The organism is Nocardioides sp. Z40_12 (assembly GCF_058215795.1).
In genome coordinates this window covers 589,637-611,196 of record NZ_JBZAJA010000002.1, presented here as the reverse complement: position 1 = coordinate 611,196, position 21,560 = coordinate 589,637, and the positions used below count along the sequence as shown (strand labels likewise).

At 74.0% G+C, this 21,560-nt stretch carries 22 protein-coding genes and 1 riboswitch; of the genes, 6 read left to right on the top strand and 16 right to left on the bottom strand.

Translation table 11 applies throughout. The features are described from left to right. Nucleotides 1-10: 10 nt before the first annotated feature. From AC4BG9_RS06130 to AC4BG9_RS06120, 3 genes are all read left to right on the top strand, one after another. On the top strand, nucleotides 11-631 hold the full coding sequence (locus AC4BG9_RS06130; RefSeq protein ID WP_490570190.1) for a nucleoside/nucleotide kinase family protein: 621 nt from the start codon (nucleotides 11-13) through the stop codon (nucleotides 629-631). A gap of 69 nt (nucleotides 632-700) precedes the next feature. Then, complete coding sequence (locus AC4BG9_RS06125) at nucleotides 701-2,260, top strand: DUF1800 domain-containing protein (protein ID WP_490570189.1); 1,560 nt, start codon at nucleotides 701-703, stop codon at nucleotides 2,258-2,260. Nucleotides 2,261-2,265: 5 nt separating this feature from the next. Further along, on the top strand, nucleotides 2,266-3,546 hold the full coding sequence (locus AC4BG9_RS06120; protein ID WP_490570188.1) for a DUF1501 domain-containing protein: 1,281 nt from the start codon (nucleotides 2,266-2,268) through the stop codon (nucleotides 3,544-3,546). Nucleotides 3,547-3,589: 43 nt separating this feature from the next. Here the strand turns inward: AC4BG9_RS06120 and AC4BG9_RS06115 are convergent, their stop codons facing one another. From AC4BG9_RS06115 to ribD, 8 genes are read right to left on the bottom strand one after another with little or no spacing between them, the layout of a single operon-like run. Continuing rightward, nucleotides 3,590-4,033, bottom strand: coding sequence for a PH domain-containing protein (locus AC4BG9_RS06115; RefSeq protein ID WP_490570187.1), 444 nt, complete (start codon nucleotides 4,031-4,033; stop codon nucleotides 3,590-3,592). Then, nucleotides 4,017-4,883, bottom strand: coding sequence for an ATP phosphoribosyltransferase (hisG, locus tag AC4BG9_RS06110; RefSeq protein ID WP_490570186.1), 867 nt, complete (start codon nucleotides 4,881-4,883; stop codon nucleotides 4,017-4,019). Before hisG ends, AC4BG9_RS06115 begins: the two co-directional genes overlap by 17 nt. Before the next feature lie 12 nt (nucleotides 4,884-4,895). Beyond that, nucleotides 4,896-5,159, bottom strand: a complete 264-nt coding sequence (locus AC4BG9_RS06105) for a phosphoribosyl-ATP diphosphatase (protein ID WP_490570185.1) — start codon at nucleotides 5,157-5,159, stop codon at nucleotides 4,896-4,898. Between the two features lie 28 nt (nucleotides 5,160-5,187). Then, nucleotides 5,188-5,742, bottom strand: coding sequence for a 6,7-dimethyl-8-ribityllumazine synthase (gene ribH / locus AC4BG9_RS06100; protein WP_490570184.1), 555 nt, complete (start codon nucleotides 5,740-5,742; stop codon nucleotides 5,188-5,190). After that, nucleotides 5,739-6,962 carry a bifunctional 3,4-dihydroxy-2-butanone-4-phosphate synthase/GTP cyclohydrolase II gene (locus AC4BG9_RS06095; protein ID WP_490570183.1) on the bottom strand — a complete coding sequence of 408 codons (1,224 nt, stop codon included), beginning with the start codon at nucleotides 6,960-6,962 and terminating at the stop codon, nucleotides 5,739-5,741. The genes ribH and AC4BG9_RS06095 overlap by 4 nt, the downstream gene beginning before the upstream one ends. Further along, the gene (locus tag AC4BG9_RS06090; RefSeq protein ID WP_490570182.1) at nucleotides 6,959-7,681 is read right to left on the bottom strand and encodes a nicotinamide mononucleotide transporter family protein; all 723 of its coding nucleotides are present in this window, start codon (nucleotides 7,679-7,681) and stop codon (nucleotides 6,959-6,961) included. Before AC4BG9_RS06090 ends, AC4BG9_RS06095 begins: the two co-directional genes overlap by 4 nt. Further along, nucleotides 7,678-8,310 (bottom strand): riboflavin synthase, encoded by a 633-nt coding sequence (locus AC4BG9_RS06085; RefSeq protein WP_490570181.1) that lies wholly within the window; start codon nucleotides 8,308-8,310, stop codon nucleotides 7,678-7,680. The genes AC4BG9_RS06090 and AC4BG9_RS06085 overlap by 4 nt, the downstream gene beginning before the upstream one ends. 1 nt (nucleotide 8,311) lies before the next feature. Continuing rightward, a complete protein-coding gene (gene ribD / locus AC4BG9_RS06080; RefSeq protein ID WP_490570180.1) occupies nucleotides 8,312-9,379 on the bottom strand; it encodes a bifunctional diaminohydroxyphosphoribosylaminopyrimidine deaminase/5-amino-6-(5-phosphoribosylamino)uracil reductase RibD in 1,068 nt (355 codons plus the stop codon). A gap of 84 nt (nucleotides 9,380-9,463) precedes the next feature. Continuing rightward, nucleotides 9,464-9,618, bottom strand: a riboswitch (FMN riboswitch). Between the two features lie 148 nt (nucleotides 9,619-9,766). Between ribD and AC4BG9_RS06075 the strand changes: the two genes are divergently transcribed. Further along, nucleotides 9,767-11,137 carry a hypothetical protein gene (locus AC4BG9_RS06075; protein WP_490570179.1) on the top strand — a complete coding sequence of 457 codons (1,371 nt, stop codon included), beginning with the start codon at nucleotides 9,767-9,769 and terminating at the stop codon, nucleotides 11,135-11,137. A gap of 25 nt (nucleotides 11,138-11,162) precedes the next feature. On the opposite strand, the gene rpe is transcribed toward AC4BG9_RS06075, so the two are convergent. The 6 genes from rpe to def are packed head-to-tail and all read right to left on the bottom strand — an operon-like array spanning nucleotide 11,163 to nucleotide 16,261. Then, the gene (rpe, locus tag AC4BG9_RS06070) at nucleotides 11,163-11,831 is read right to left on the bottom strand and encodes a ribulose-phosphate 3-epimerase (RefSeq protein WP_490570178.1); all 669 of its coding nucleotides are present in this window, start codon (nucleotides 11,829-11,831) and stop codon (nucleotides 11,163-11,165) included. 20 nt (nucleotides 11,832-11,851) lie between these two features. Next, nucleotides 11,852-12,814, bottom strand: a complete 963-nt coding sequence (gene ligD, locus AC4BG9_RS06065) for a non-homologous end-joining DNA ligase (RefSeq protein ID WP_490570177.1) — start codon at nucleotides 12,812-12,814, stop codon at nucleotides 11,852-11,854. Between the two features lie 38 nt (nucleotides 12,815-12,852). Beyond that, nucleotides 12,853-14,319: an RsmB/NOP family class I SAM-dependent RNA methyltransferase gene (locus AC4BG9_RS06060; RefSeq protein WP_490570176.1), complete on the bottom strand. Its 1,467-nt coding sequence runs from the start codon at nucleotides 14,317-14,319 to the stop codon at nucleotides 12,853-12,855. Beyond that, nucleotides 14,312-14,770, bottom strand: coding sequence for an MmcQ/YjbR family DNA-binding protein (locus AC4BG9_RS06055; protein WP_490570175.1), 459 nt, complete (start codon nucleotides 14,768-14,770; stop codon nucleotides 14,312-14,314). Before AC4BG9_RS06055 ends, AC4BG9_RS06060 begins: the two co-directional genes overlap by 8 nt. Nucleotide 14,771: 1 nt before the next feature. After that, nucleotides 14,772-15,707, bottom strand: coding sequence for a methionyl-tRNA formyltransferase (gene fmt / locus AC4BG9_RS06050; RefSeq protein WP_490570174.1), 936 nt, complete (start codon nucleotides 15,705-15,707; stop codon nucleotides 14,772-14,774). A 2-nt stretch (nucleotides 15,708-15,709) separates the two neighbouring features. Next, the gene (gene def, locus AC4BG9_RS06045; RefSeq protein ID WP_490570173.1) at nucleotides 15,710-16,261 is read right to left on the bottom strand and encodes a peptide deformylase; all 552 of its coding nucleotides are present in this window, start codon (nucleotides 16,259-16,261) and stop codon (nucleotides 15,710-15,712) included. A gap of 97 nt (nucleotides 16,262-16,358) precedes the next feature. Here def and AC4BG9_RS06040 point away from each other — a divergent pair, with 97 nt between their 5' ends. Both AC4BG9_RS06040 and AC4BG9_RS06035 read left to right on the top strand, forming a co-directional pair. After that, nucleotides 16,359-17,276 carry an ABC transporter ATP-binding protein gene (locus AC4BG9_RS06040; RefSeq protein WP_490570172.1) on the top strand — a complete coding sequence of 306 codons (918 nt, stop codon included), beginning with the start codon at nucleotides 16,359-16,361 and terminating at the stop codon, nucleotides 17,274-17,276. Beyond that, nucleotides 17,273-18,124 carry an ABC transporter permease gene (locus AC4BG9_RS06035; RefSeq protein WP_490570171.1) on the top strand — a complete coding sequence of 284 codons (852 nt, stop codon included), beginning with the start codon at nucleotides 17,273-17,275 and terminating at the stop codon, nucleotides 18,122-18,124. The genes AC4BG9_RS06040 and AC4BG9_RS06035 overlap by 4 nt, the downstream gene beginning before the upstream one ends. Before the next feature lie 49 nt (nucleotides 18,125-18,173). On the opposite strand, the gene AC4BG9_RS06030 is transcribed toward AC4BG9_RS06035, so the two are convergent. Next, nucleotides 18,174-20,240 (bottom strand): primosomal protein N', encoded by a 2,067-nt coding sequence (locus AC4BG9_RS06030; protein ID WP_490570170.1) that lies wholly within the window; start codon nucleotides 20,238-20,240, stop codon nucleotides 18,174-18,176. 61 nt (nucleotides 20,241-20,301) lie between these two features. Further along, complete coding sequence (gene metK, locus AC4BG9_RS06025) at nucleotides 20,302-21,495, bottom strand: methionine adenosyltransferase (protein ID WP_490570169.1); 1,194 nt, start codon at nucleotides 21,493-21,495, stop codon at nucleotides 20,302-20,304. Between the last annotated feature and the right edge of the window lie 65 nt (nucleotides 21,496-21,560).

Below are 21,560 nucleotides of genomic sequence, written 5' to 3'. Positions count from 1 at the left end.
GGATCGGACGGTGGAGTCGGCCGCCGCTCGCAGCGGCGCGGCAGGGACGGTCGGGACGGTCGACGCGGCGACGCCGCGGCGGGTCCTCGAGCTCGTCGACGCGGCCGCCGTGCGACCGCCCGTCCTCTGCGTGGACGGCCCGGCGGGCGCGGGGAAGACCACGCTCGCGGCCGCGGTGGCCGCGGCACGGACCGGCACCAGGGTGCTTCACCTCGACGACCTGCTCGCCGGGTGGGAAGGCGGCCTGGACCGGCTGGCCGCCGACCTGGTCGCCGACGTCCTGGCGCCCTGGCACGCCGGCCGCAGTGCCCGTCCTCGACGCTTCGACTGGCACGCCGGGCGCTTCGCGGAGCGGATGCTGCTGGCCCCGGCGCCCCTGCTGGTGGTGGAGGGGGTGGGCGCCGGGTCCCGGATCACCGCCCCCTACCGGAGCGCCCTGGTGTGGGTGGAGGCCCCGACGACGCTGCGACACGCCCGGGGGGTGGCCCGGGACGGTGACGACTTCGCGCCGCACTGGCACAGGTGGGCGGAGCGGGAGGAGCGGCACTTCGCTCGGGAGGGCACGCGGGCACGCGCGGACCTGCGGCTGTCCACCGCGGCGCCGGCCGCGGACCAGGTGGGCTCGCGCTGACCTCGGGCACGAGGAGGTCGTATCCGGGTTCGCGGGACATGTCGGCCCGCACCTCCTAGGCTCGCGGACATGTCGTCTCGGACCACCTCCCCCGGTCGTCGCGCCGTCCTGCGCGGAGGCACTCTGGCGGCCGGCGCCACGGTCGCCCTGGCGGCGCCCTCCGCCGCCGCTCCCCGCTACCGGCCGCGCACCTGGGCCGAGCGCCCCCTGCTGGAGAAGCAGGACCGCCACCTGGTGAGCCGGTTCAGCTACGGGATCACTCCCGAGCTGGCCAGGGAGGTACGCCGCAAGGGCGGCGCCCGTGCCTGGTTCGCCTGGCAGCTGAAGCCGTCAAAGGTCTCGGACAAGACCCACGCGCGCACCGCCACGTGGTGGCCGTTGCTCAACCACGGCCCCCTCGCCCTGTGGCAGAACCACTCCGACGGCATCCGCGGCGGCTGGCTGGTGATGGAGGACTACCAGCGCTGGGTGATGGCACGGCGCATGCACTCCCGGCGCCAGGTCCAGGAGACCATGGCCCAGTTCTGGGAGAACCACCTCAACGTGCCGACCAACGGCGAGCAGTGGTTCCTCTACCGCCGCGACTACGGCGAGACGATCCGCCGCAAGGCGCTGGGCCGCTTCGACGACCTGCTGGTCGCCGCCATCACGCACCCGGCCATGCTCATCTACCTCGACAACGCCAGCTCGACCGCCACCCGCCCGAACGAGAACCTCGGCCGCGAGCTGCTCGAGCTGCACACGGTGGGCCGGGGCAACTTCGACGAGGACGACGTCAAGGCGTCGGCCCGCATCCTGACGGGCTGGCACGTCGACATGTGGCGCAGCTGGGAGGCGTCCTACCGGTCGGACCTGCACGCCACCGGGCGGGTCCGGGTCAAGGGGTTCTCCGACCCCAACGCCGCCGCCGACGGGCGGGCCGTCACCCGTGCCTACCTGCGCTACCTCGCCCACCATCCCGACACCGCGGAGCGCATCGCGCGCAAGCTGGCCACCAAGTTCGTCGCCGACGACCCGCCGGCGCGCCTGGTCGCCCGGCTCGCCAAGGTCTACCGCGACCACGACACCGAGATCAGGCCGGTGCTCGAGGCGCTCGTCGACTCCCGCGAGTTCCGGCGCTCCATCGGCGACAAGCTCCGTGACCCCGCCGAGGACGTGGTGGCCACCTACCGCGCCCTGCGGGTGCGGGTCCGGCCGCCCTCCGCCTCGGACTCCGCGGCCAACGCGATGCTGTGGCAGGCCCAGACGGTGGGGGCCATGCCCTTCTCCTGGCCCCGCCCGGACGGCACCCCCCTGACGAACGCGGCCTGGTCGTCCACCTCCCGACTGCTGGCGTCGCTGCGGATGCACTACTCCATGGCCGGCGGCTGGTGGCCCACCAAGGACATCTCCTACCGCCCGGCCAAGGCGTGGGTGCCGAAGTCCGGGATGCGCTTCGACGAGCTCGTCGACCACCTCTCCCGCGAGCTGCTGCACCAGCCTTCGACCGCCTCCCTGCTCAAGGCCTGCTGCGAGGCCACCAACCTGCGCCCGAGCGAGAAGATCACCCACGACCACCCCCTGGTCCGGTGGAGCATGGCCAGGCTGCTCACCACCTTCCTCGACTCCCCGGAATTCTTCGTCAGGTGACCGCCATGACCTCCTCCCCCGACCTCCCCCCGGGCCGCGACGCCTCCTGCTGCGCCGAGTTCTCCGAGATGACCCGGGCCTCGCGCCGCGCCTTCCTGGGCGGCGCACTGGCCGCCGGGGTGGCCACGACGTTCGGCACCGCCGTCGTCCAGCCGGCCGCGGTCGCCGCCTCCGGCAAGGCCCGCGGGGTGGTGGTGGTGCTCTCGCTGCGCGGTGCCGCCGACGGGCTCTCGCTGGTCGTCCCGCACGGCGACCCGGTCTACGCCCAGGCCCGTCCCCGGCTGGCCGTGCCGGCCGCGTCGCTGATCGCCGCGGACGGGTTCTACGGCCTCCACCCCGCCCTCTCGCCGCTGCTGCCGCTGTGGGAGGCCGGAGCGATGGCGTGCGTGCACGCCGCCGGCCTGCCGGCGCGCAACCGGTCCCACTTCGCCGCCATGGAGGAGCTCGAGGACGCCGCCCCCGGCGCCGCGACCCGCACCGGCTGGCTCAACCGGCTGGTCGGCGCGCAGCCGCTCGGCACCCCGCTCCAGGCCATGCACCTGGGCGGCAGCTCACCCGCCTCGCTCTACGGGCCGGCACCCCACCTGACCACCCGGAGCATCGCCGACGTGGGCATCGCCGGAGCCGACCAGTGGGACGTCCACGGCGGCCGGGTGAAGTCGCTGCACACCCTGTGGGACAAGCGGCAGACGCACCTCGCGAGGTCGATGCGCGCCACGTTCACCGCGGTGGGCGACTTCGCGCCGGTCAAGCAGGCCGAGAAGACGCCACAGAACGGGGTCACCTACCCCACCCACGACCTCGGTCGCGCCCTCGGCGAGGTGGCGCGCATCGTGCGCAGCGACGTCGGCGTCGAGGTGGTCACCGTCGATCACGGGGACTGGGACATGCACACGGGCGTCGGCACCGTCGCCAGCGGCGCGATGAAGAGCAACGCCGAGCAGCTGGCCGGCGCCCTCGCCGCCTTCTTCGCCGATCTCGGCGACCTCGGCCAGGGGGTCACCGTCGTCTGCGTCAGCGAGTTCGGCCGCCGGGTGCGGGAGAACGCCAACTGGGGACTCGACCACGGCTACGGGACCGTGATGCTCCTGCTCGGCGCCGGGGTGCGGGGCGGGTACCACGGCACCTGGCCGGGACTGGTCGACGGACCCGACTCCGACCTGCTGGTCACCACCGACTACCGCAGCGTCCTCGCCGAGGTGGTCTCGGTCCGGTTCGGGGCGAGCATCGCCCAGGTGTTCCCCGGCTTCACCCCCGCCCGGGTGGGAGCGATGCTCGGCCGCTGAGCGAGCCGCCACCCGGCCTCACCCGGCGCCGCCGGGACGGGGCTCAGCGGTCCAGGCAGGAGCGCAGCTCGCGCAGCGCCTTCCTGGCGCGGTCCCCGTCGGAGCCCTGGATCGCCATCAGCGGCACGGTCGTGCCGTCGCTGAGGTCGATCGTCGCCCAGGGCGACCCCGGCGGCATCCGGACCGCGACGACCTGCGCCCAGCCCAGCTCGCGGCGCCGGTACCCGTTGACGACCACCAGACCCTCGGCCCGGGCGACCACACGGGAACGGGCCAGCGCGTGACCGACGGAGAGCGCCATCAGCGCCAGGACGAGCATCGTGCTCTTCTGGAACAGCGTGAACCGGGCGCGGATCGACTCGTCGAAGCCGAACCAGGCCGCGGCACAGACCACCAGCAGCATCACGGCGCACGCGGTGGCGGCCAGGCGGACGCCGAGCGGGCGCCAGGTGTGCGGGAGCCGCGGCGGCTCAGAGACGACAGGCATGGACATCGGTGAGCAGGATGCCACGAGCACCCAAGTCGTAGAGCTGGTCCATCAGGCGCTGCGCGCCCTCCCGCGGGACCATGGCGCGGACCGCGACCCAGCCCTCCCGGTGCAGGGGGGAGACCGTCGGGCTCTCGATCCCGGGAGTCAGCGCGACCGCGTCGGTGACCTGCTCGGTGCGGATGTCGTAGTCCATCATCACGTAGCTGCGGGCGACCAGCACGCCCTCGATGCGGCGGCGGAAGACCTCCAGCCCGCTGTGGGGCGTGCCCCGGCGGGCGATCAGCACCGCCTCGGAGGAGAGGATCACCTCCCCGAAGACGGCCAGGCCGGCGGCGCGCAGCGTGGAGCCGGTCTCGACCACGTCGGCGATCACGTCGGCGACGCCGAGCTGGATGCTCGTCTCGACCGCGCCGTCGAGCCGGAGCACCGTGGCCTCGATCCCCTGCTCGTCGAGGAAACGCTGCACCACGCCCACGTAGGAGGTGGCGATGCGCTTGCCCGCCAGGTCGGCCAGGTCGGCGTACCGGCCGGCCGGACCGGCGAAGTGGAACCGCGAGCGCCCGAAGCCCAGGCCACGCACCTCGTCGGCCTGGGCGCCGGAGTCGAGCAGCAGGTCACGCCCGGTGATCCCGACGTCGAGGGTGCCCTCGCCGACGTACAGGGCGATGTCGCGCGGCCTCAGGTAGAAGAACTCGACCCCGTTCTCGGGGTCGACCAGCGCGAGCTCCTTGGTGTCGCTGCGCTGCCGGTAGCCGGCCTCGCGCAGGATCTCCGAGGCGGCGTGGGAGAGGGCGCCCTTGTTGGGCACCGCGACGCGCAGCAGCGCGCCGTCGTGGATCTCGGTCATCGGGTCAGAGCCTCACAGGTGTGCGTAGACGTCGTCGAGGCTGATGCCGCTGGCCAGCATCAGGACCTGGGCGTGGTACAGGAGCTGGCTGATCTCCTCGGCGGCCCGGTCCTTGCCCTCGTGCTCGGCGGCCATCCAGGACTCGGCGGCCTCCTCGACCAGCTTCTTGCCGATCGTATGCACCCCGGCATCCAGGGCTCGCACGGTGCCGGAACCATCGGGACGGGTCCGGGCGAGCTCGTTGAGCTCGTCCCACAGACCTTCGAACGTCTTCACACGCCCAGCCTAGGTGGTGGTCCGGGCGTCAACGACGCCGGTCCACTCCGGCGGCCGGCTCGTCGCCCGCGTCCCGGTGCAGGTCCCGGTGCAGGTCCCGGTGCAGGTCCCGGTGCAGGTCCTTGAGCAGGCGCGCGGTGGCCAGCGCCGCCGAGGCGGCCTCGAGGCCCTTGTCCTCCGAGGACCCGGGCAGTCCCGCGCGGTCCAGGGCCTGCTCCTCGGTGTCGCAGGTCAGGACGCCGAAGCCCACCGCGACGCCGTGGTCGAGGGCGACCCGGGAGAGGCCGTCGGTGGCGGCCGAGCAGACGTACTCGAAGTGCGGGGTGCCGCCCCGGATGACGACCCCCAGGGCCACGACCGCGTCGTACCCCCGGGCGCCCAGCGCCGCCGCGACGACCGGCAGCTCGAAGGTGCCGGGCACCCGCAGCTCCAGCGGCGCCTCCACGCCGGAGTCGGCCAGCGCGCGCCGGGCGCCGGCCAGCAGGCCGTCCATCACCTGGGTGTGCCAGCTGGCGGCGACCACCGCCACCTTCAGGTCACTGCCGTCGACCGGCTCGTGGGTGGGTGCTCCTGCGCCGCTCATGCCTGCTCCTCGAGGTCGGGAAGGTGATGGCCCATCCGGTCCCGCTTGGTCAGCAGGTAGGCCAGGTTGTGGTCGTTGGGGTGCGGGGTGAGCGGCACCCGCTCGGCCACCCGGATCCCGAAGTCCTCGAGGCTGCGGGTCTTCTCGGGGTTGTTGGTCATCAGCCGCACCGCGCCGACGCCCAGGTCACGGAGCACCTGGGTGGCAGCGCCGTAGTGGCGCGCGTCGGCGGGCAGCCCCAGGTCGAGGTTGGCGTCGACGGTGTCCCGGCCGCCGTCCTGGAGCTGGTAGGCCTGCAGCTTGCCCACCAGGCCGATCCCGCGCCCCTCGTGGCCGCGCAGGTAGACCACCACGCCACGACCCTCCTCGGCGATCCGGGCCATCGCCTCGTCGAGCTGCGGTCCGCAGTCGCAGCGCCGGCTGCCGAAGACGTCACCGGTCAGGCACTCCGAGTGGACACGGGTCAGCACCGGCTCGTCCCCGCTGATGTCGCCGCGGACCAGGGCGACGTGCTCGGAGTCGTCGATGGTGATCCGGTAGCCGTGGGCGACGAAGTCGCCGTGCCGGGTGGGCAGCAGGGTCTCGGCCACCCGGTCGACGTGCATCTCGTGGCGGCGCCGGTAGCGGACCAGATCCTCGATGGAGATCATCGCCAGCCCGTGCTTGTCGGCGAACTCGCGCAGCTCGGGGCCGCGCTTCATGGTGCCGTCGTCGTTGACGACCTCCACCAGCACCCCGGCGGGGGTGAGACCGGCCAGCCGGGCCAGGTCGACCGCCGCCTCGGTGTGACCCCGCCTGACCAGCACGCCGCCCTCCCGGTAGCGCAGCGGGAAGACGTGGCCGGGCCGCGTCAGCTCCCACGGCTCCGTCGCCGAGTCGGCGAGCACCTTGGCGGTGTGCGCCCGGTCGGCGGCGGAGATGCCGGTGGAGACGCCGTCACGGGCGTCGACCGAGATCGTGTAGGCGGTGCGCAGCTTGTCCTTGTTGTGCGGCGTCATCAGCGGGATCTCCAGCCGGTCCAGCATCTCGGCCGGCATCGGCACGCAGATCACCCCGCTGGAGTGCCGGATGGTGAACGCCATCAGCTCCGGGGTCGCCTTGCTGGCGGCGAAGATGATGTCGCCCTCGTTCTCGCGGTCCTCGTCGTCGACGACGATCACCGCCTTGCCGGCCGCGATGTCGGCGACCGCCCGCTCGACACTGTCCAGTCGGATGCTCACGCGTGCGCTCCTTCTCCTGCTGCCGGCTCCGGCAGCGAACCGTCCCGGTTCCGGGACTCCTCGTGGTCCTCCGCCCGCCGGGCGGCCCGCCACCAGACGGCGAAGCCGACCACCACGAAGGCGGCGTAGACCAGGTACATGACGGCGGTCGGGTAGTAGCCGGCCTGCATCAGGGTGGTGACCCCGACGACGTCGACCAGCACCCAGACCAGCCAGAACTCCACCCATCCCCGGGCCATCCCCCAGGTCGCCAGCATCGAGCCGGCCAGGATCCAGGCCTCCGTCGCCGGGCCCCAGGAGCCGAGCCGGGTCAGCGCCCAGTACGCCGCGGCGTAGCCGACGAGGCCGACCACGAGCAGCTGGCCGCGCTCGCCCCAGGTCGCCCAGCGCGGGGTGATCGCCCCGCCGTCCGCGGCGCCACCGGCCCGGTGGGCCCGGCTCCAGCGGACCCAGCCGTAGAGACTGACCGCGGCGAAGAACACCTGGCGCCCGGCCTGCCCCCACAGCGGCTCGGAGACCACGTTGCTCAGCTCGCCGGTGGCGAAGACCCCGAAGAGCAGGACGTTGCCGACCAGCCCCACGGGCCAGGCCCAGACGTAGCGACGCATCCCCAGGACGGCGCTCATCAGCCCGAAGACGTTGCCGATCACCTCCGGCGCGCTCAGGCTGCCCCCGGGGACCGGGATGGTGCCGTGGACGAGCCACTCCAGGATGATCATGGCCTCTCCCCCGCCGGCAGGTAGGCGCGGACGAGCTTGGCCACGTGCTTGGCGATCATGTCGGTCTCCAGGTTGACCCGGTCACCGGGCTGCCGGAAGCCGAGCGTGGTGCGGGCGAGCGTCTCGGGGATCAGGCTGACGGTGAAGCTGGACTCGCCGACGTCGACCAGCGTGAGGCTGACCCCGTCGACCGCGATCGATCCCTTCTCCACCAGGAAGGGCGCGAGCTCGGCGGGCAGCGAGACCTCGACCACCTCCCAGTGCTCGCTGGGGGTGCGGGAGAGGACCTCCCCCACCCCGTCGACGTGGCCCTGCACGAGGTGACCGCCCAAGCGGGTGGCCGCGGTGACGGCACGCTCCAGGTTGACCCGGTCGCCGGGCGCCACGCCGGCCAGGCTGGTGCGGTCCAGCGTCTCCTGCATCAGGTCGGCGGTCCACAGGTCGACGGCGCCGCCGGGTCCGCTGGACCCGGTCTCGCTGACGGTGAGGCAGCAGCCGTTGACGGCGATGGAGTCGCCCAGGTGCACGTCGTCGAGCACCGTCGCCGCGGCGATGGTCAGGCGCAGGGCGTCGCCCTGGTCGAGCACGGCGTGCACGGTGCCGAGCTCCTCGACGATTCCGGTGAACATCTCAGGAGTCCTCTCGGGCGGGGTCCCGGGGAGCCGGGACCTCTCGCGGGGTCATGGTGAGGCGGAGGTTGGTCTCGGGGCCTTCCCCGAGGACGGTGACGTCGAGGACGTCGAGGTGGAGCGCGTCACCGATCGTGGTGATGCCCAGGTCGCCCAACGCGCAGCGTCCGGCGCCGAGCAGCATCGGGGCCACGTAGGTGACGACCTCGTCGACCAGGCCGGCCGCCAGGAAGGCGGCGGCCAGGGTGGGACCCCCCTCGAGGAAGACGTGCTGGCGGTCGAGGGCCCGCAGCCGGGCGAGCGCCTCGTGCGGGTCCCGGGTGCGGAGCCGGACCGTCTCGGCCGCGTCGTCGAAGACCCGGCGATCCTCCGGCAGGTCGCGCAGGCCCATCACGGCGCGGAGCAGCTGGCGGGGCAGTGGCCGGTCGTGCTCGTCGCGGACGGTCAGCTGCGGGTCGTCCACGGCGACGGTGCTGGTCCCGACCAGGATGGTGTCGCAGAGCGCACGGAGCCGGTGGGTGTCGACCCGGGCGGCGGGCGAGCTGACCCAGCGGCTGGTGCCGTCGGCGGCGGCGCTCCGGCCGTCCAGGGTGGTGGCGAACTTCCAGGTCACGAAGGGTCGACCGTGCTCCACGGCGAAGCTCCACACCCGGTTGACCGCGCGGGACTCCTCGGCGAGCACGCCGCCGAGCACCTCGACGCCGGCCGTCCGCAGCGTCTCGGCGCCGCCGCCCGCCACCGGATTGGGGTCGGCCTGGGCGTAGACGACGCGGCGCACGCCCGCCTCGACCAGTGCCTGGGCGCAGGGGCCGGTCCGACCGGTGTGGTTGCAGGGCTCCAGGGTGACCACGGCCGTGGACCCGCGCGCCGACTCCCCTGCCCGGTCCAGGGCATCGGCCTCGGCGTGCGCGGTGCCCGCGCCACGGTGGAAGCCCTCGGCCACGACACCGCCGCCCCCGTCGAGCAGCACGCACCCGACGCGGGGGTTCGGTCCCAGCGGGACGCCGGGGGTGACGGCGAGCGCGAGCGCGCGCTGCATCGCCCGCTGCTCAGCTGCTGTCGCCCTCATTCGCCTCTCCCAGGTCCGTCACGGACATCTGGGGGCGCGGTCTCACGGAGGCTCCCCCGACGAAGGGGGTCTGCTCTGCGAGACCTGCGTGCGTCTTCTCATCCGGACTTTGACCGTCGGTCCAGGAATCTCACCTGGTCAACCGGCCACTGGCAGTGGCCGGGTCGCGGACTTCCGGACGAGGCGCACCTCGTCCAGTCACCGCCGGTGCGGAGTTTCACCGCCCCCAGAGCACGCGAGCTCTCATTCTTGCTCTTGCGGACCCAACTGTGCCACACACCCGGAGCGGCGAGGCGCGCGCGTCCAGGGCTGCGGGGCGAACGGACGCGTGACCGGGGCGCGGACCGCTACCGTTCAGGCTCGCTGCACGACCACCCTGGGGGACCCATGCGCCGTACGCCCGTCCTGCTGACCGCCGCGCTCGTCGCCACGACGCTGCTGGCCCCGACCGCCGGCACCGCAGCCGACGGCGCAGTCGGCGGCGCAGTCGGCAGGACCTGCCGCGGACTGCCCGTGACGATCTACGCCACCACCGGGACCGTGCGGGGCACCGAAGGTCCCGACGTGGTGCTCGTCGACGGTGCCAGGGACGTGGAGACCTACGGCGGCGACGACGTGATCTGCGTGATCGGCCGCGACCGCTACGAAGAACGCCTCCGGGGAGACCTCGTCTCCGTCGACGCCGGACCGGGCGACGACGTGGTGGACGGCACCGGCGCTCCGGGCCGCAACATCTCCGCGTCGCTCGGGGAGGGCACCGACCGCTTCGAGGGAGGGCCCGGCAGGGACATCGTCTCCGGGGGCGCCTGGATCCTCGAGGCGGGCGAGTACATCGCCGTCGACACCGAACCGGACGTGATCTCCGGCGGGGGCGGCCAGGACCAGGTCAACAGCGGCAGCCCGGGGCAGCCCAACGCGGACGTCGTCGACCTCGGGGCGGGAGCCGACAGGCTCGTTCACGCAGGGACGTGGGCGGCGGGTGGCTCGATCGTCGGTGGTCGGGGCGACGACCTGTTCCTCCGCGACCTGGCGGCGGGCGCGACGATCCTCGACCATGCCGCCGGGCAGCTCGTGGAGGCGGGGAGCCTCGTCGCCGCGTGGAGCGACCTCGACCGCTTCCACCTCGCCACCGACGACGCCACGCCGCGCGAGCTGACCTTGGTGGGCTCGGCCGGCGACGACTCCGTCAGCTACCTCGGGGAGAACGTCCTGGTCACCGGCGGGCTCGGCGACGGCGACGACACGTTGAGCGTCGCGGGCTGGCTCCCGGCCCAGGGCAGCGTCGTCGACGCCGGTCCCGGACGGGACCTCTTCGACGTGCGGCTCTACTCCCCCGGCTCGTTCGTCTGGGACATGCGGGCCGGCGGCTACCGGGCCACGGGGACCACGACGTCCGAGGGCGAGCTGAACGGCTTCGAGGACGCCTTCGCCCTCGGCGACCACGTCGAGCTCGCCGGGACAGACCGGGCGAACGACCTGTACATGGGCGCTTGCTCGGGCGCCCTGACGGGACGCAGCGGCGGGGATCGGCTCAAGGCGGCCAAGTCCGGGGAGTTCCGGTGGTTCTCCTCGTGCGACCGGAACACCTTCAGCCTGCTCGGCGGACCCGGCAACGACCGTCTCGAAGGGGGCCCGCGGAAGGACCGGCTCGTCGGCGGACCGGGTCACGACGTGGCCGACGGCGGCGCGAGGCGGGACCGATGCTCCGCCGAGGTGCTCAAGCGGTGCGAGACCGGGCCACGGCCCGGCCGAGCATGACCGGACCGGCTCTGTGCGGGTCGCCTCAGGGGCGCCCGGAGGCTGCCGTCGCGCGAGCCTTCAGCTCCTGGACCATCCGGTCGGGGTCCGCGGCGGAGTAGACGGCGGAGCCGGCCACGAAGACGTCCGCCCCCGCCTCGGCACACCGCTCGATCGTCTCCAGGCTGACGCCGCCGTCGACCTGGAGCCAGGTCTCGACGCCATGCTTGTCCATGAGGGCTCGCGCCGCGCGGATCTTGGGGAGGCACAGGTCCAGGAACTTCTGTCCCCCGAACCCCGGCTCCACCGTCATGATCAGCAGCATGTCCAGCTCGGGCAGCAGGGCCTCGTAGGGCTCGACCGGGGTGGCGGGCTTGAGCGCCATGCTGGCCCGGGCGCCCTGCGCCCGGATCTCGCGGGCCAGACGCACCGGGGCCTTCGCCGCCTCGACGTGGAAGGTGACCGAGCCGCAGCCGGCCTCGGCGTACGCCGGCGCCCAGCGGTCCGGGTCCTCGATCATCAGGTGCGCGTCGAGGGGCAGCTCGGTGTGCTTGGCCAGGCTCTCGACCACGGGCAGCCCGAGGGTCAGGTTGGGGACGAAGTGGTTGTCCATCACGTCCACGTGCACCCAGTCGGCGCTGCCGATGCGGCCCACCTCCGCTCCCAGGGCGGCGAGGTCGGCGTTGAGGATGCTCGGCGTAATCTGGATACCCACGCGCCCATCGTAGGTGCGGCTCAGTCCGGTTCCGCGGGTGGCTCCGCACCCGCCGCCTCATCCCGGTCGGCCCACTCCAGCAGCGGGGCGATGTCGAAGACCTCCTCATCGATCGAGGCGTGCAGGTCGCCGATCTCGGCGAACCGGGCGGGCACGGTGAAGATCGTGAAGTCGTCCGGCTCCGCGTCGTCGACCTCGTCCCAGCGGATCGGTGCCGAGACCCGGGCCTCGGGCACCCCGCGCACCGAGTAGGCGGCGGCGATGGTGTGGTCGCGGGCGTTCTGGTTGTAGTCCACGAAGAGGGCGCCGGGGTCCCGGTCCTTGCGCCACCAGGCGGTCGTCACGTCCTGGGGCGCGCGGCGCTCGACCTCGCGGGCGAACGCCAGGGCGGCCCGCCGCACGTCGGCGAAGCCGTGGTCGGGGGTGATCCGCACGTAGACGTGCATCCCGCTGCCGCCGCTGGTCTTCGGGAAGCCGGTCGCACCGAGCTCGTCGAGCACCTCGTGGGCGACGTGCGCCACCCGGCGCACCTGGGCCCAGTCGGAGGCGGGGCCCGGGTCCAGGTCGATCCGCCACTCGTCCGGCTTCTCGGTGTCGGCGCGGCGGCTGTTCCACGGGTGAAACTCCACCGTCGACATCTGCACCGCCCAGATCACCTGGGCCAGCTCGGTGACGCACAGCTCGTCGGCGGTCCGCTTCCACCGGGGGAAGTAGAGCTCGACGGTCTCCACCCAGGGCGGCGCCCCGGCGGGCAGCCGCTTCTGGTGCACCTTGTCGCCCGCCAGGCCCTTGGGGAAGCGGTGCAGCATGCACGGCCGCTCCTCGAGCGCGCTGACGATGCCGGGGCCCACGCTGAGGTAGTACTCGACGAGGTCGAGCTTGGTGGCTCCGCTGGCGGGGAAGTAGACCCGGTCGGGGTTGCTGATCCGGACAGTGCGGTCGTCGACCTCGAGCTCGACGGCGGGCGGCTTTCCAGGGGGCACGCCCAGCAGGCTAGCGCGGCGGCGCCCTCCCGGCAGGCTCAGTGAGTCCGCTCCAGCAGCGCCATGAACATCGCGTCCGTGCGGTGCCGGTGCGGCCACAGCTGCACGCTCCCCGGCAGCGGGCCGACCCCGTCGCTCACCTCCGGCAGCAGCGGGGCCAGGTCGCCCAGCCGTACGTCGTCACGTTGCTCCAGCACCGACTCGACCACCCCCGCGGTCTCGGCGAGCACCGGGGAGCAGGTGGAGTAGAGCACCACCCCGCCCGGCCGTACCGCCTCCACGGCCCGGTCGAGCAGGGCGCGCTGGAGCTCGACCAGCCCGTCGAGATCGGCGGCACGGCGGCGCCAGCGAGACTCCGGCCGCCGGCGCAGGGCACCCAGGCCGGTGCAGGGCACGTCGACCTGGACCCGGTCGAAAGAGCCGGGGCGCCAGGCCGGCACGGTCCCGTCCGCGGTGAGCACCCCGAGGGACCCCTCGGCACCGTCGAGGGCCCGGCGCACCAGGCGGGCCCGGTGCTGCTGGCGCTCCACCGACAGCAGCCGGGCGGGCACGGCCGCGGGGTCGCCACCGGCCCGGGTCGCGGCGAGCGCGGCGAGCAGGGCGGACTTGCCGCCGGGCCCCGCGCAGAGGTCGAGCCACCGCTCCTGCGCCACCGGTGCGGCGTCGAGCCGCGCCCGGGAGAGGGCGAGCGCGACCAGCTGCGAGCCCTCGTCCTGGACCCCGGCCCGTCCTTGCGCCACCGCCGGCACCTCCCCGGGGTCGCCACCGTCCAGCACCACGCCGTACGGCGAGAGCGGGGTCGGTGTGCCGGGGAGCTCGGCCCGGTCGGCGCGCCCGGGCCGGGCCACCAGGCAGACGGCCGGCGCCTCGTTGTCGGCCGCCAGCAGCGCCTGGAGCTCGTCCGCGGTGGTGGTCGCCGCCTCGGTGCGCGGGCTGCGGGCCAGCGCCTCGCCGAGCGCGTCGACCACCCAGCGGGGGTGCGAGTACGCGACCGAGGCGAAGCCGTGCGGGTCGCGCACCGGGTCGGGAGCGACCTGGCGGACCCAGGCGGACAGGTCGTGCTCGGCGACGCGGCGCAGCACGGCGTTGGCGAAGCCCGCCGCCCCTTGGCCGGCGGAGTCACGGACCAGGTCGACGGTGCTGCTGATCGCGGCGTGGGACGGCACCCGCATCGAGAGCAGCTGGTGGGCGCCGAGGCGGAGCGCGTCGAGCACCTTCGCCTGCACCTTGGCCAGCGGCCGGTCCAGGCAGGCCGCCAGGACGGCGTCGTAGGTGCCCCGGCGGCGCAGGGTCCCGGAGACCAGCTCGGTGGTGAAGGCGGCGTCGCGGCCGGTGAGCCCGTGGCTCCGCAGCACCGAGGGCAGGACGAGGTTGGTGTAGGCGTCGTCGACGCGGACGGCGGTGAGGACCGCCAGCGCCGCCCGGCGGGCCGGGTCGGCGGACTTCCCGGCGCGCGGCGGACGGCCACCGGGACGTCGTCCGCGGCCCTGACGGGGGTCAGCCATCCAGCTGCTCCCCGGCGCGCAGGGCGTTGACCAGGCGCCGCGGGGCGCGGCACGCCCAGGCCTCGGTCAGGATCTCGCGCAGCTCGGCGAGGGTGAGCTCGCAGAGCCTGGACTGCTGGACCAGCACGGCGTTGGTGCTCCTGAAGTGCTCGATGGTGAAGAACGGGTTGGCGGGATCCTCGACCAGCGCGGCCTTCTCCCCCGCGTCCGCGGTGACGACGACCAGGAGGTCGTCGTACATCTCCCCGGTCTCCGGGTCGATGGCGGAGTGGTGCGGACGGCGGTAGAGCACGAAGCCGCGCCCCTTGTCGCCGCGCGGCACCTTCCAGCTCGGCACGTCCACCCAGGTGATGCCGAGCTCGGTCTGCGGCAGTGCCGCGCAGATCTCGTCGACGTCCTCGGGACGCGCCGGTCGTCCGGCGTCGGTCCCGGGCACGTCCGCAGAGGTCATGTCAGACAGGATCGCCCAGACGGAACCCGGAGTCGAGCCGCGCGCCGCGCGCCCAGTCCGCGGCCGCCATCTCCTTCTTGCCGAACGGCTTGACCCGGTCCAGCTGCACCGGGTCGGTCGCCGTGCCGACGAAGAGGGCCTGCCTGGTCACCTCGACCACGCCGGGCGCCAGCGGCTCGCGACCCGAGGTCGGGCGGACCGGACCCAGCTTGATCCGCTCCCCCTCGTGGGTGCTCCAGGCGCCGGGACCGGGCGTGCACGCCCGGATCCGGCGGTCGACGGCGACGGCGGGCTCGGTCCAGTCGACCCGGGCGTCCTCGACGGTGATCTTGGGGGCGAAGGTCACGCCCTCGGCCTGCTGCGGGCGAGCCTCGAGCTCGCCGGACTCGATGCCGTCCAGGGTGCGCACCAGCAGCCCGGCACCGCCCTCGGCGAGCCTGGCCAGCAGGTCGCCGGCGGTGTCGTCGTCACGGATCCGCTCGGTCATCACCCCGAAGACGGGGCCGGCGTCCAGCTCCTTGACGATCCGGAACGTGGTCGCGCCGGTGACCTCGTCGCCGCCCCAGATGGCGTGCTGGACCGGGGCCGCACCCCGCCAGGACGGCAGCACCGAGAAGTGCAGGTTGATCCAGCCGTGCGGCACCAGGTCGAGCGCGGACTGCGGCAGCAGCGCGCCGTAGGCCACCACGGGGCAGCAGTCGGGTCGCAGCGCCCGCAGCTCCTCCTGGAACTCCGGGTCGCGCGGGTGGGCGGGCTTGAGCACCGGAAGACCGAGCTCCTCGGCGCGCTGCGCGACCGGGCTCGCCACGAGCTTGCGTCCCCGGCCCGCGGGCGCGTCGGGACGGGTGACGACGCCGACGACCTCGTGGTCCGACGCGACCAGGGCTTCCAGGGCGGGGACGGCGACCTCGGGGGTGCCGGCGAAGACGAGGCGCATGCTCAGAAACCGAATCCGTTCGTGGGATGGGGTGAGACCTTGACGACGGGCTGCTCGAGGCCGAACCAGTCGGACTCGCGGATCGCCCGCATGGCGGCCTTGCGGGCCTCGGCGTCCAGGCGGTCGATGAACAGGACGCCGTCGAGGTGGTCCGTCTCGTGCTGGATGGCGCGGGCCAGGAGGTCTGAGCCCTCGACGCGCACCGGCTCGCCGTGCATGTCGAAGCCCTGCGCCACCACCCGCAGCGCGCGGCGGCAGTCGAAGGTCAGGTCGGGCAGGGAGAGACAGCCCTCGGGGCCGTCCTGGATCTCCTCGGACAGGCTCAGGGTGGGATTGATCAGGTGGCCCACCTCGCCCTCGACGTTCCAGGTGAAGACGCGCAACCCGACCCCGATCTGGGGAGCGGCGAGGCCCGCGCCGGGAGCGGCGAGCATCGTGTCGGTCAGGTCCTTGACCAGCGTCCGGATCTCCTTGTCGAAGGCGTCGACCTCCAGGGCGGGCCGGCGCAGGACCGGGTCACCGAACAGGCGGATGGGCTGGACTGCCACGGACATGCGCTCCTCGGGTGGGGGAAGCCCCCAGTCTACGAACGACGCCGGGGGCGGTGTCCCATCGGTGCAAGACTGTGCCCGGCTTCAGGGAGGGAGCGAGATGGCGACGGTGATCGACGTCCGGGACCTGCGGATGCGTTACGGCGACCACGACGTGCTGGCGGGCGTGGACTTCACCGTGCACGCCGGCGAGGTGGTCTGCCTGCTGGGGCCCAACGGAGCCGGGAAGACCACGACGATCGAGATCCTCGAGGGGTTCCGCCTCCGCTCCGCGGGCGAGGTCCGGGTGCTGGGGCACGACCCGGCGACCGCCCCGGAGGACTGGCGTGCCCGCACCGGCGTGGTGCTGCAGTCCTGGCGCGACCACCCGCGGTGGACCCCGCGTCGGCTGCTGACGCACCTGGGTCGCTTCTACGCGCCCTTCTCCCGGCCGGACCGCCCGAGGCCCCACGACACCGAGCTGCTGCTGGAGACGGTGGGCCTGAGCGAGCACGCGGACCGCAAGCTGAGCACCCTCTCCGGTGGCCAGCGCCGGCGCCTGGACGTCGCGGCCGCCATCGTGGGCCGACCCGAGCTGCTCTTCCTGGACGAGCCCACCACGGGCTTCGACCCCCAGGCCCGCCGCGACTTCCACGACCTGATCCAGCGTCTCGCCGCCGCGGAGGGCACCACCATCCTGCTCACCACCCACGACCTCGCCGAGGCGGAGAAGCTGGCCACCCGGGTCCTGGTGCTGGCCGGGGGCCGCATCGCCGCCGACGACACCGTCGACGGGCTGGCCCGCCGCGCGGCGGACGAGGCGACCGTGCGGTGGCGGGTCGACGGGGTCGCGGGCAGCGCCGCGGTGAGCGACGCCACCGCCTACGTGCGCGCCCTCCTCGCCGAGCACGGCGACCGGCTGACCGACCTCGAGGTGCGCCGGGCCAGCCTCGAGGAGGCCTACCTGGCGCTCGTCCACCGCCACGAGTCGGGCCAGCAGGCCGCCGCCGCCCAGCTCTTCGCGCAGGTGGCCCGGTGAGCCCCTCGTTGCACGCCTACCGTCTCGGGCTCCGACGCGGGTGGGTCGAGTTCGTGCAGAGCCTGCGCAGCACCCAGGACCAGGGGTTCTACCTCTTCAGCGCCGTGGCCACGGTGGGCTACCTCTTCACCCAGCGCGACGAGCAGGTGGCCGGCACCGACCTCCTGGCTCCCACCGTGCTGCTGCCCAGCCTGCTGGGGGCACTGATCTGCTTCGGGATGGTGATCGGCCCCGCCGGCAGCCTGGCGATGGAGAAGGAGGACGGCACCCTGCTGCGCCACAAGGCGGTGCCGCACGGCCTGCGGGGCTACTTCGCCGGTCAGCTGCTCTTCCACTCCCTCGGGCTGGTGCCCCAGATGCTCGTCATCCTGGTGCCGAGCTTCCTGCTCTTCGAAGGACTGATGAGCGACCCGGCCGGCTGGCTGACGGTGGGCTGGGTGGTCCTGCTGGGGCTGGCGGCCACCCTGCCGCTCGGCATGATCCTGGGCGGCCTGGTGCCCAGCCCCCAGAAGCTCGGGACCTGGGGGATGCTGCCGGTCCTGCTGCTGATCGGGATCTCGGGGGTGCTCTACCCCCTCGACTCCCTCTGGGGCTGGGTGCAGGTGGTGGCCCAGGTCTTCCCGGTCTACTGGATCGCGCTCGGGCTGCGCTCCGCCTTCCTGCCGGACTCGGCGGCGCAGCTGGAGGTCGCCGAGAGCTGGCGCACCCTGGAGTCGGTCGCCGTCCTCGGGACCTGGGCCGTGGTGGGCGCCCTGCTCACCCCGGTGGTGCTGCGCCGGATGGCCCGCCGCCAGACCGGCTCGCAGGTGGAGGCCGCCCGGGAGGCCAGCATGCAGTGGATCAAGTGAGCGGAGCCCGAGCGGGAGGAGCCCTGGGCGTCGGCGCCCCGGGACGCGCTCAGAGCTCGTGCGGGTCGACCTGGACGCGCACCGCCTGGAGCTTGCGGGCCGAGCGCACCCGCTGAAGCTCACCCAGCGCCTCGGAGAGCTCAGCCCCGAGAGCCCGCGGCACGCGCACCACGAGCCGGACCTCGGTCGACGCCGCGGCCCGCTCGGCGCCCGGAGAGGCGCCCACGGGGGCCGGCACCGGCGCCGGCCCCAGCACCTCGGCCACCTCGGGGAGCGACAGCAGGGTGAGGGCGTCGTCCACCGCCCCGGGCTCGCCGGTGATCGTGGCGAGCCGGACGACGGGCGGCAGGTGGGCCTGGGCCCGGGTCTCCAGCTCACGGTCGGCGAAGCCGGCCGGATCCCAGCGCACGAGCGCCTGGAGGGCCGGGTGGGCGGGGTCGCCCACGGCCATCACGTGGCCGCCCGGGCGGACCAGGCCGGCGGCCGCCATCCAGCGGCGCAGCGCCTCCTCGTCGGTGCGCAGGTCGGTGCGGCCCAGCGGCATCCAGGTGTCCAGGAGCAGCACCCCGGCGTAGCCGTCGGCGGCCGGCGGCTCCGCACCCGGGGTGGCGACCACGACCTCGGGACGTGAGCCGACGCCCGCCAGCACCCGGTCTCCCCCGGAGCTGCGGATCGTCGCGCCGGGCAGGCTGCGCCCGAGCTCCTCGGCCGTGCGGTCGCGACCGACGACCGGTGCCCGCAGCCCACGGTGACCGCACTCGCCGCAGGACCAGCGCTCCTCCCGCCGCGCGCACCAGCGGCAGCGCGGGGCCTGGGTGCTGCCCGCCAGCTCCAGCGGCCCCCGGCACGCCGCGCACCGGGCCGGGGTCCGGCACCGCTCGCAGGCCAGCGACGGCGCCCAGCCGGCGCGAGGCACCTGGACCAGGACGGGCCCCGAAGCCAGGGCGCGCCGCAGCATCGCCTGCGCGACGCCGGGGATCCGGGCGGGCACTCCCCGCTCCTCTGCCGGCACCACGTCGACCCGGGCCGCGGCGCGGACCGTCTCCCGGGCCGGGACCAGCGGCCGCGCCCAGCCGGTGCGCAGTAGGTACTCGGCCTCGCAGGTGCGGGCGAACCCGCCGACCAGCGCCCCGGCGCCCTCCAGCTCGGCCCTGGTCAGCAGCACCTCGCGGGTGTGCGGGTAGGGGGCGCGCGGCTCGGCGTGGAGGTCGTCGCCGTCGTCCCAGATGACGACGAGGCCGAGGTCGCGCACCGGCGCGAAGGCGGCGGAGCGGGTGCCGACCACGACCCGGCGCTCGCCCCTGGCCACCGACAGGAACGCCGCGTAGCGGCGCGCCGGCCCCCCGTCGGCGGTGAGGACCGCATGCCGGCCCTCCCCCAGCGCAGCGGTGAGCGCGTCGGAGACCCGGGCCACGTCGCGGTGGTCGGGGACGCAGACCAGCACCCCACGCCCGGCCGACAGGGTCACCGCGGCGGCCTCGGCCACCAACCGTGGCCACGCGGTGCCGGGCGCGGCCTGCCACACGACACGAGGCGCCTTCGCCTGGGCCAGGGCCTCCAGGACGTGCCGATGCCCGTGACCCTGCCCCGACCACGCCTCGAGGGCGCGCGGGAGGTCCAGCGGGGGCGGCGGCGACGGTGGGGACGACGGGGCCTTCTCGGTGGTGGCGTGCCGAGGAGGCACGGCGAGGCGCAGCACGTCGACCCGGGCGCCCGCATAGCGGTGGGCGAGGCGGGCGGTTAGCTCGGCCACCTCACGGCTGAGCACCGGCTCCGCGCTCACCACCCGGCGCAGCGGGGCGAGCCGGCCGGGATGCTCGCTGGAGGCGGCCCGCTCGACCACGAAGCCGTCGACGTCCTGACCGGCGAACCGCACCTTGACCCGGGCACCCGGCACCGCGGTCTCGGCCATCGCCACCGGGACCGAGTAGTCGAAGGGCCGGTCGAGATGGGCGAGCGGGACGTCGACGAGGACCTTGGCCACCGGGTCGACCTCGGCCGGCGCGGCCTCCGCGGCCCGGCGCCGCCCGTCGGCCCGGGTGCGGGCGCGCGCCTCGGCCACGGACGCACGGAGGCCGGGCAGCATCTCCGGCTGCCCGGCCTCGCGCTCGCTCATGAGCGAATGTCTATCAGGCACCACCCACGGTCCCGGTCGCCCGGGCGTGCGGGCTGTCGCCTCAGAGACCGACCGCCGCCCGCAGGGCGTCGGCGCGGTCGGTGACCTCCCAGGTGAAGCCGGGGAGCTCGCGACCGAAGTGCCCGTAGGCGGCGGTCTGCGCGTACTTCGGCTTGAGCAGGTCCAGGTCGCGGATGATGGCGGCGGGCCGCAGGTCGAAGACCTCGAGCACGGCCTGCTGGATCCTCTCGTCGTCCACGACACCGGTGCCGAAGGTCTCGATGAAGACCCCGACCGGGGCCGCCTTGCCGATCGCGTAGGCGACCTGCGCCTCGCAGCGACGCGCCAGGCCGGCCGCGACGACGTTCTTGGCCACCCACCGCATGGCGTAGGCGGCCGAGCGGTCCACCTTGGAGGGGTCCTTGCCGGAGAAGGCTCCTCCGCCGTGGCGGGCCATCCCCCCGTAGGTGTCGATGATGATCTTGCGCCCGGTCAGCCCGGCGTCGCCCATCGGCCCGCCGATGACGAACCGGCCGGTGGGGTTGACCAGCATCCGGTAGCCCTCGGACGGGATGTCGAAGCCCGCGAGGACGGGGTCGATGACGTGCTGCTGGATCTCGCGCTCCAGCTTGCTGAGGTCGGTGTCCTCCGAGTGCTGGGTGGAGAGCACCACCGTGTCGACCCGCACCGGGCGGTTGTCGACGTCGTACTCGATGGTGACCTGGGTCTTGCCGTCGGGACGCAGGTGCGGGAGCGTCCCGTCCTTGCGCACCGTGGAGAGACGCTCGGCGAGCCGCTGCGCGATGGTGATGGGCAGCGGCATCAGCTCGGGGGTGTCGTCGCAGGCGTAGCCGAACATCAGCCCCTGGTCCCCGGCGCCCTGACGGTCCAGCTCGTCGGTCGACTGGTCGTGGCGCTCCTCGTAGGCGTCGTCGACGCCCTGGGCGATGTCGGGCGACTGCGAGCCGATCGCCACCTGGACCCCGCAGGAGCGGCCGTCGAACCCCTTGTCGGAGCTGTCGTAGCCGATCGCCAGCACCCGGTCGCGGACCAGCTGGGCGACGGGAGCGTAGGCCTTGGTGGTGACCTCCCCGGCGACCACGACGAGACCGGTGGTCAGCAGCGTCTCGACGGCGACCCGGCTCTCCGGGTCGTGCTCGAGCAGGTAGTCGAGCACCGAGTCGCTGATCTGGTCAGCGATCTTGTCCGGATGACCCTCGGTCACCGACTCGGACGTGAAAAGTCGTCCAGCCACGAAGTCACTCTCCCTTGAGGTTGATGCGGCAACACTAGAGGCGGCCCAGCATGCAAGACGGCTGT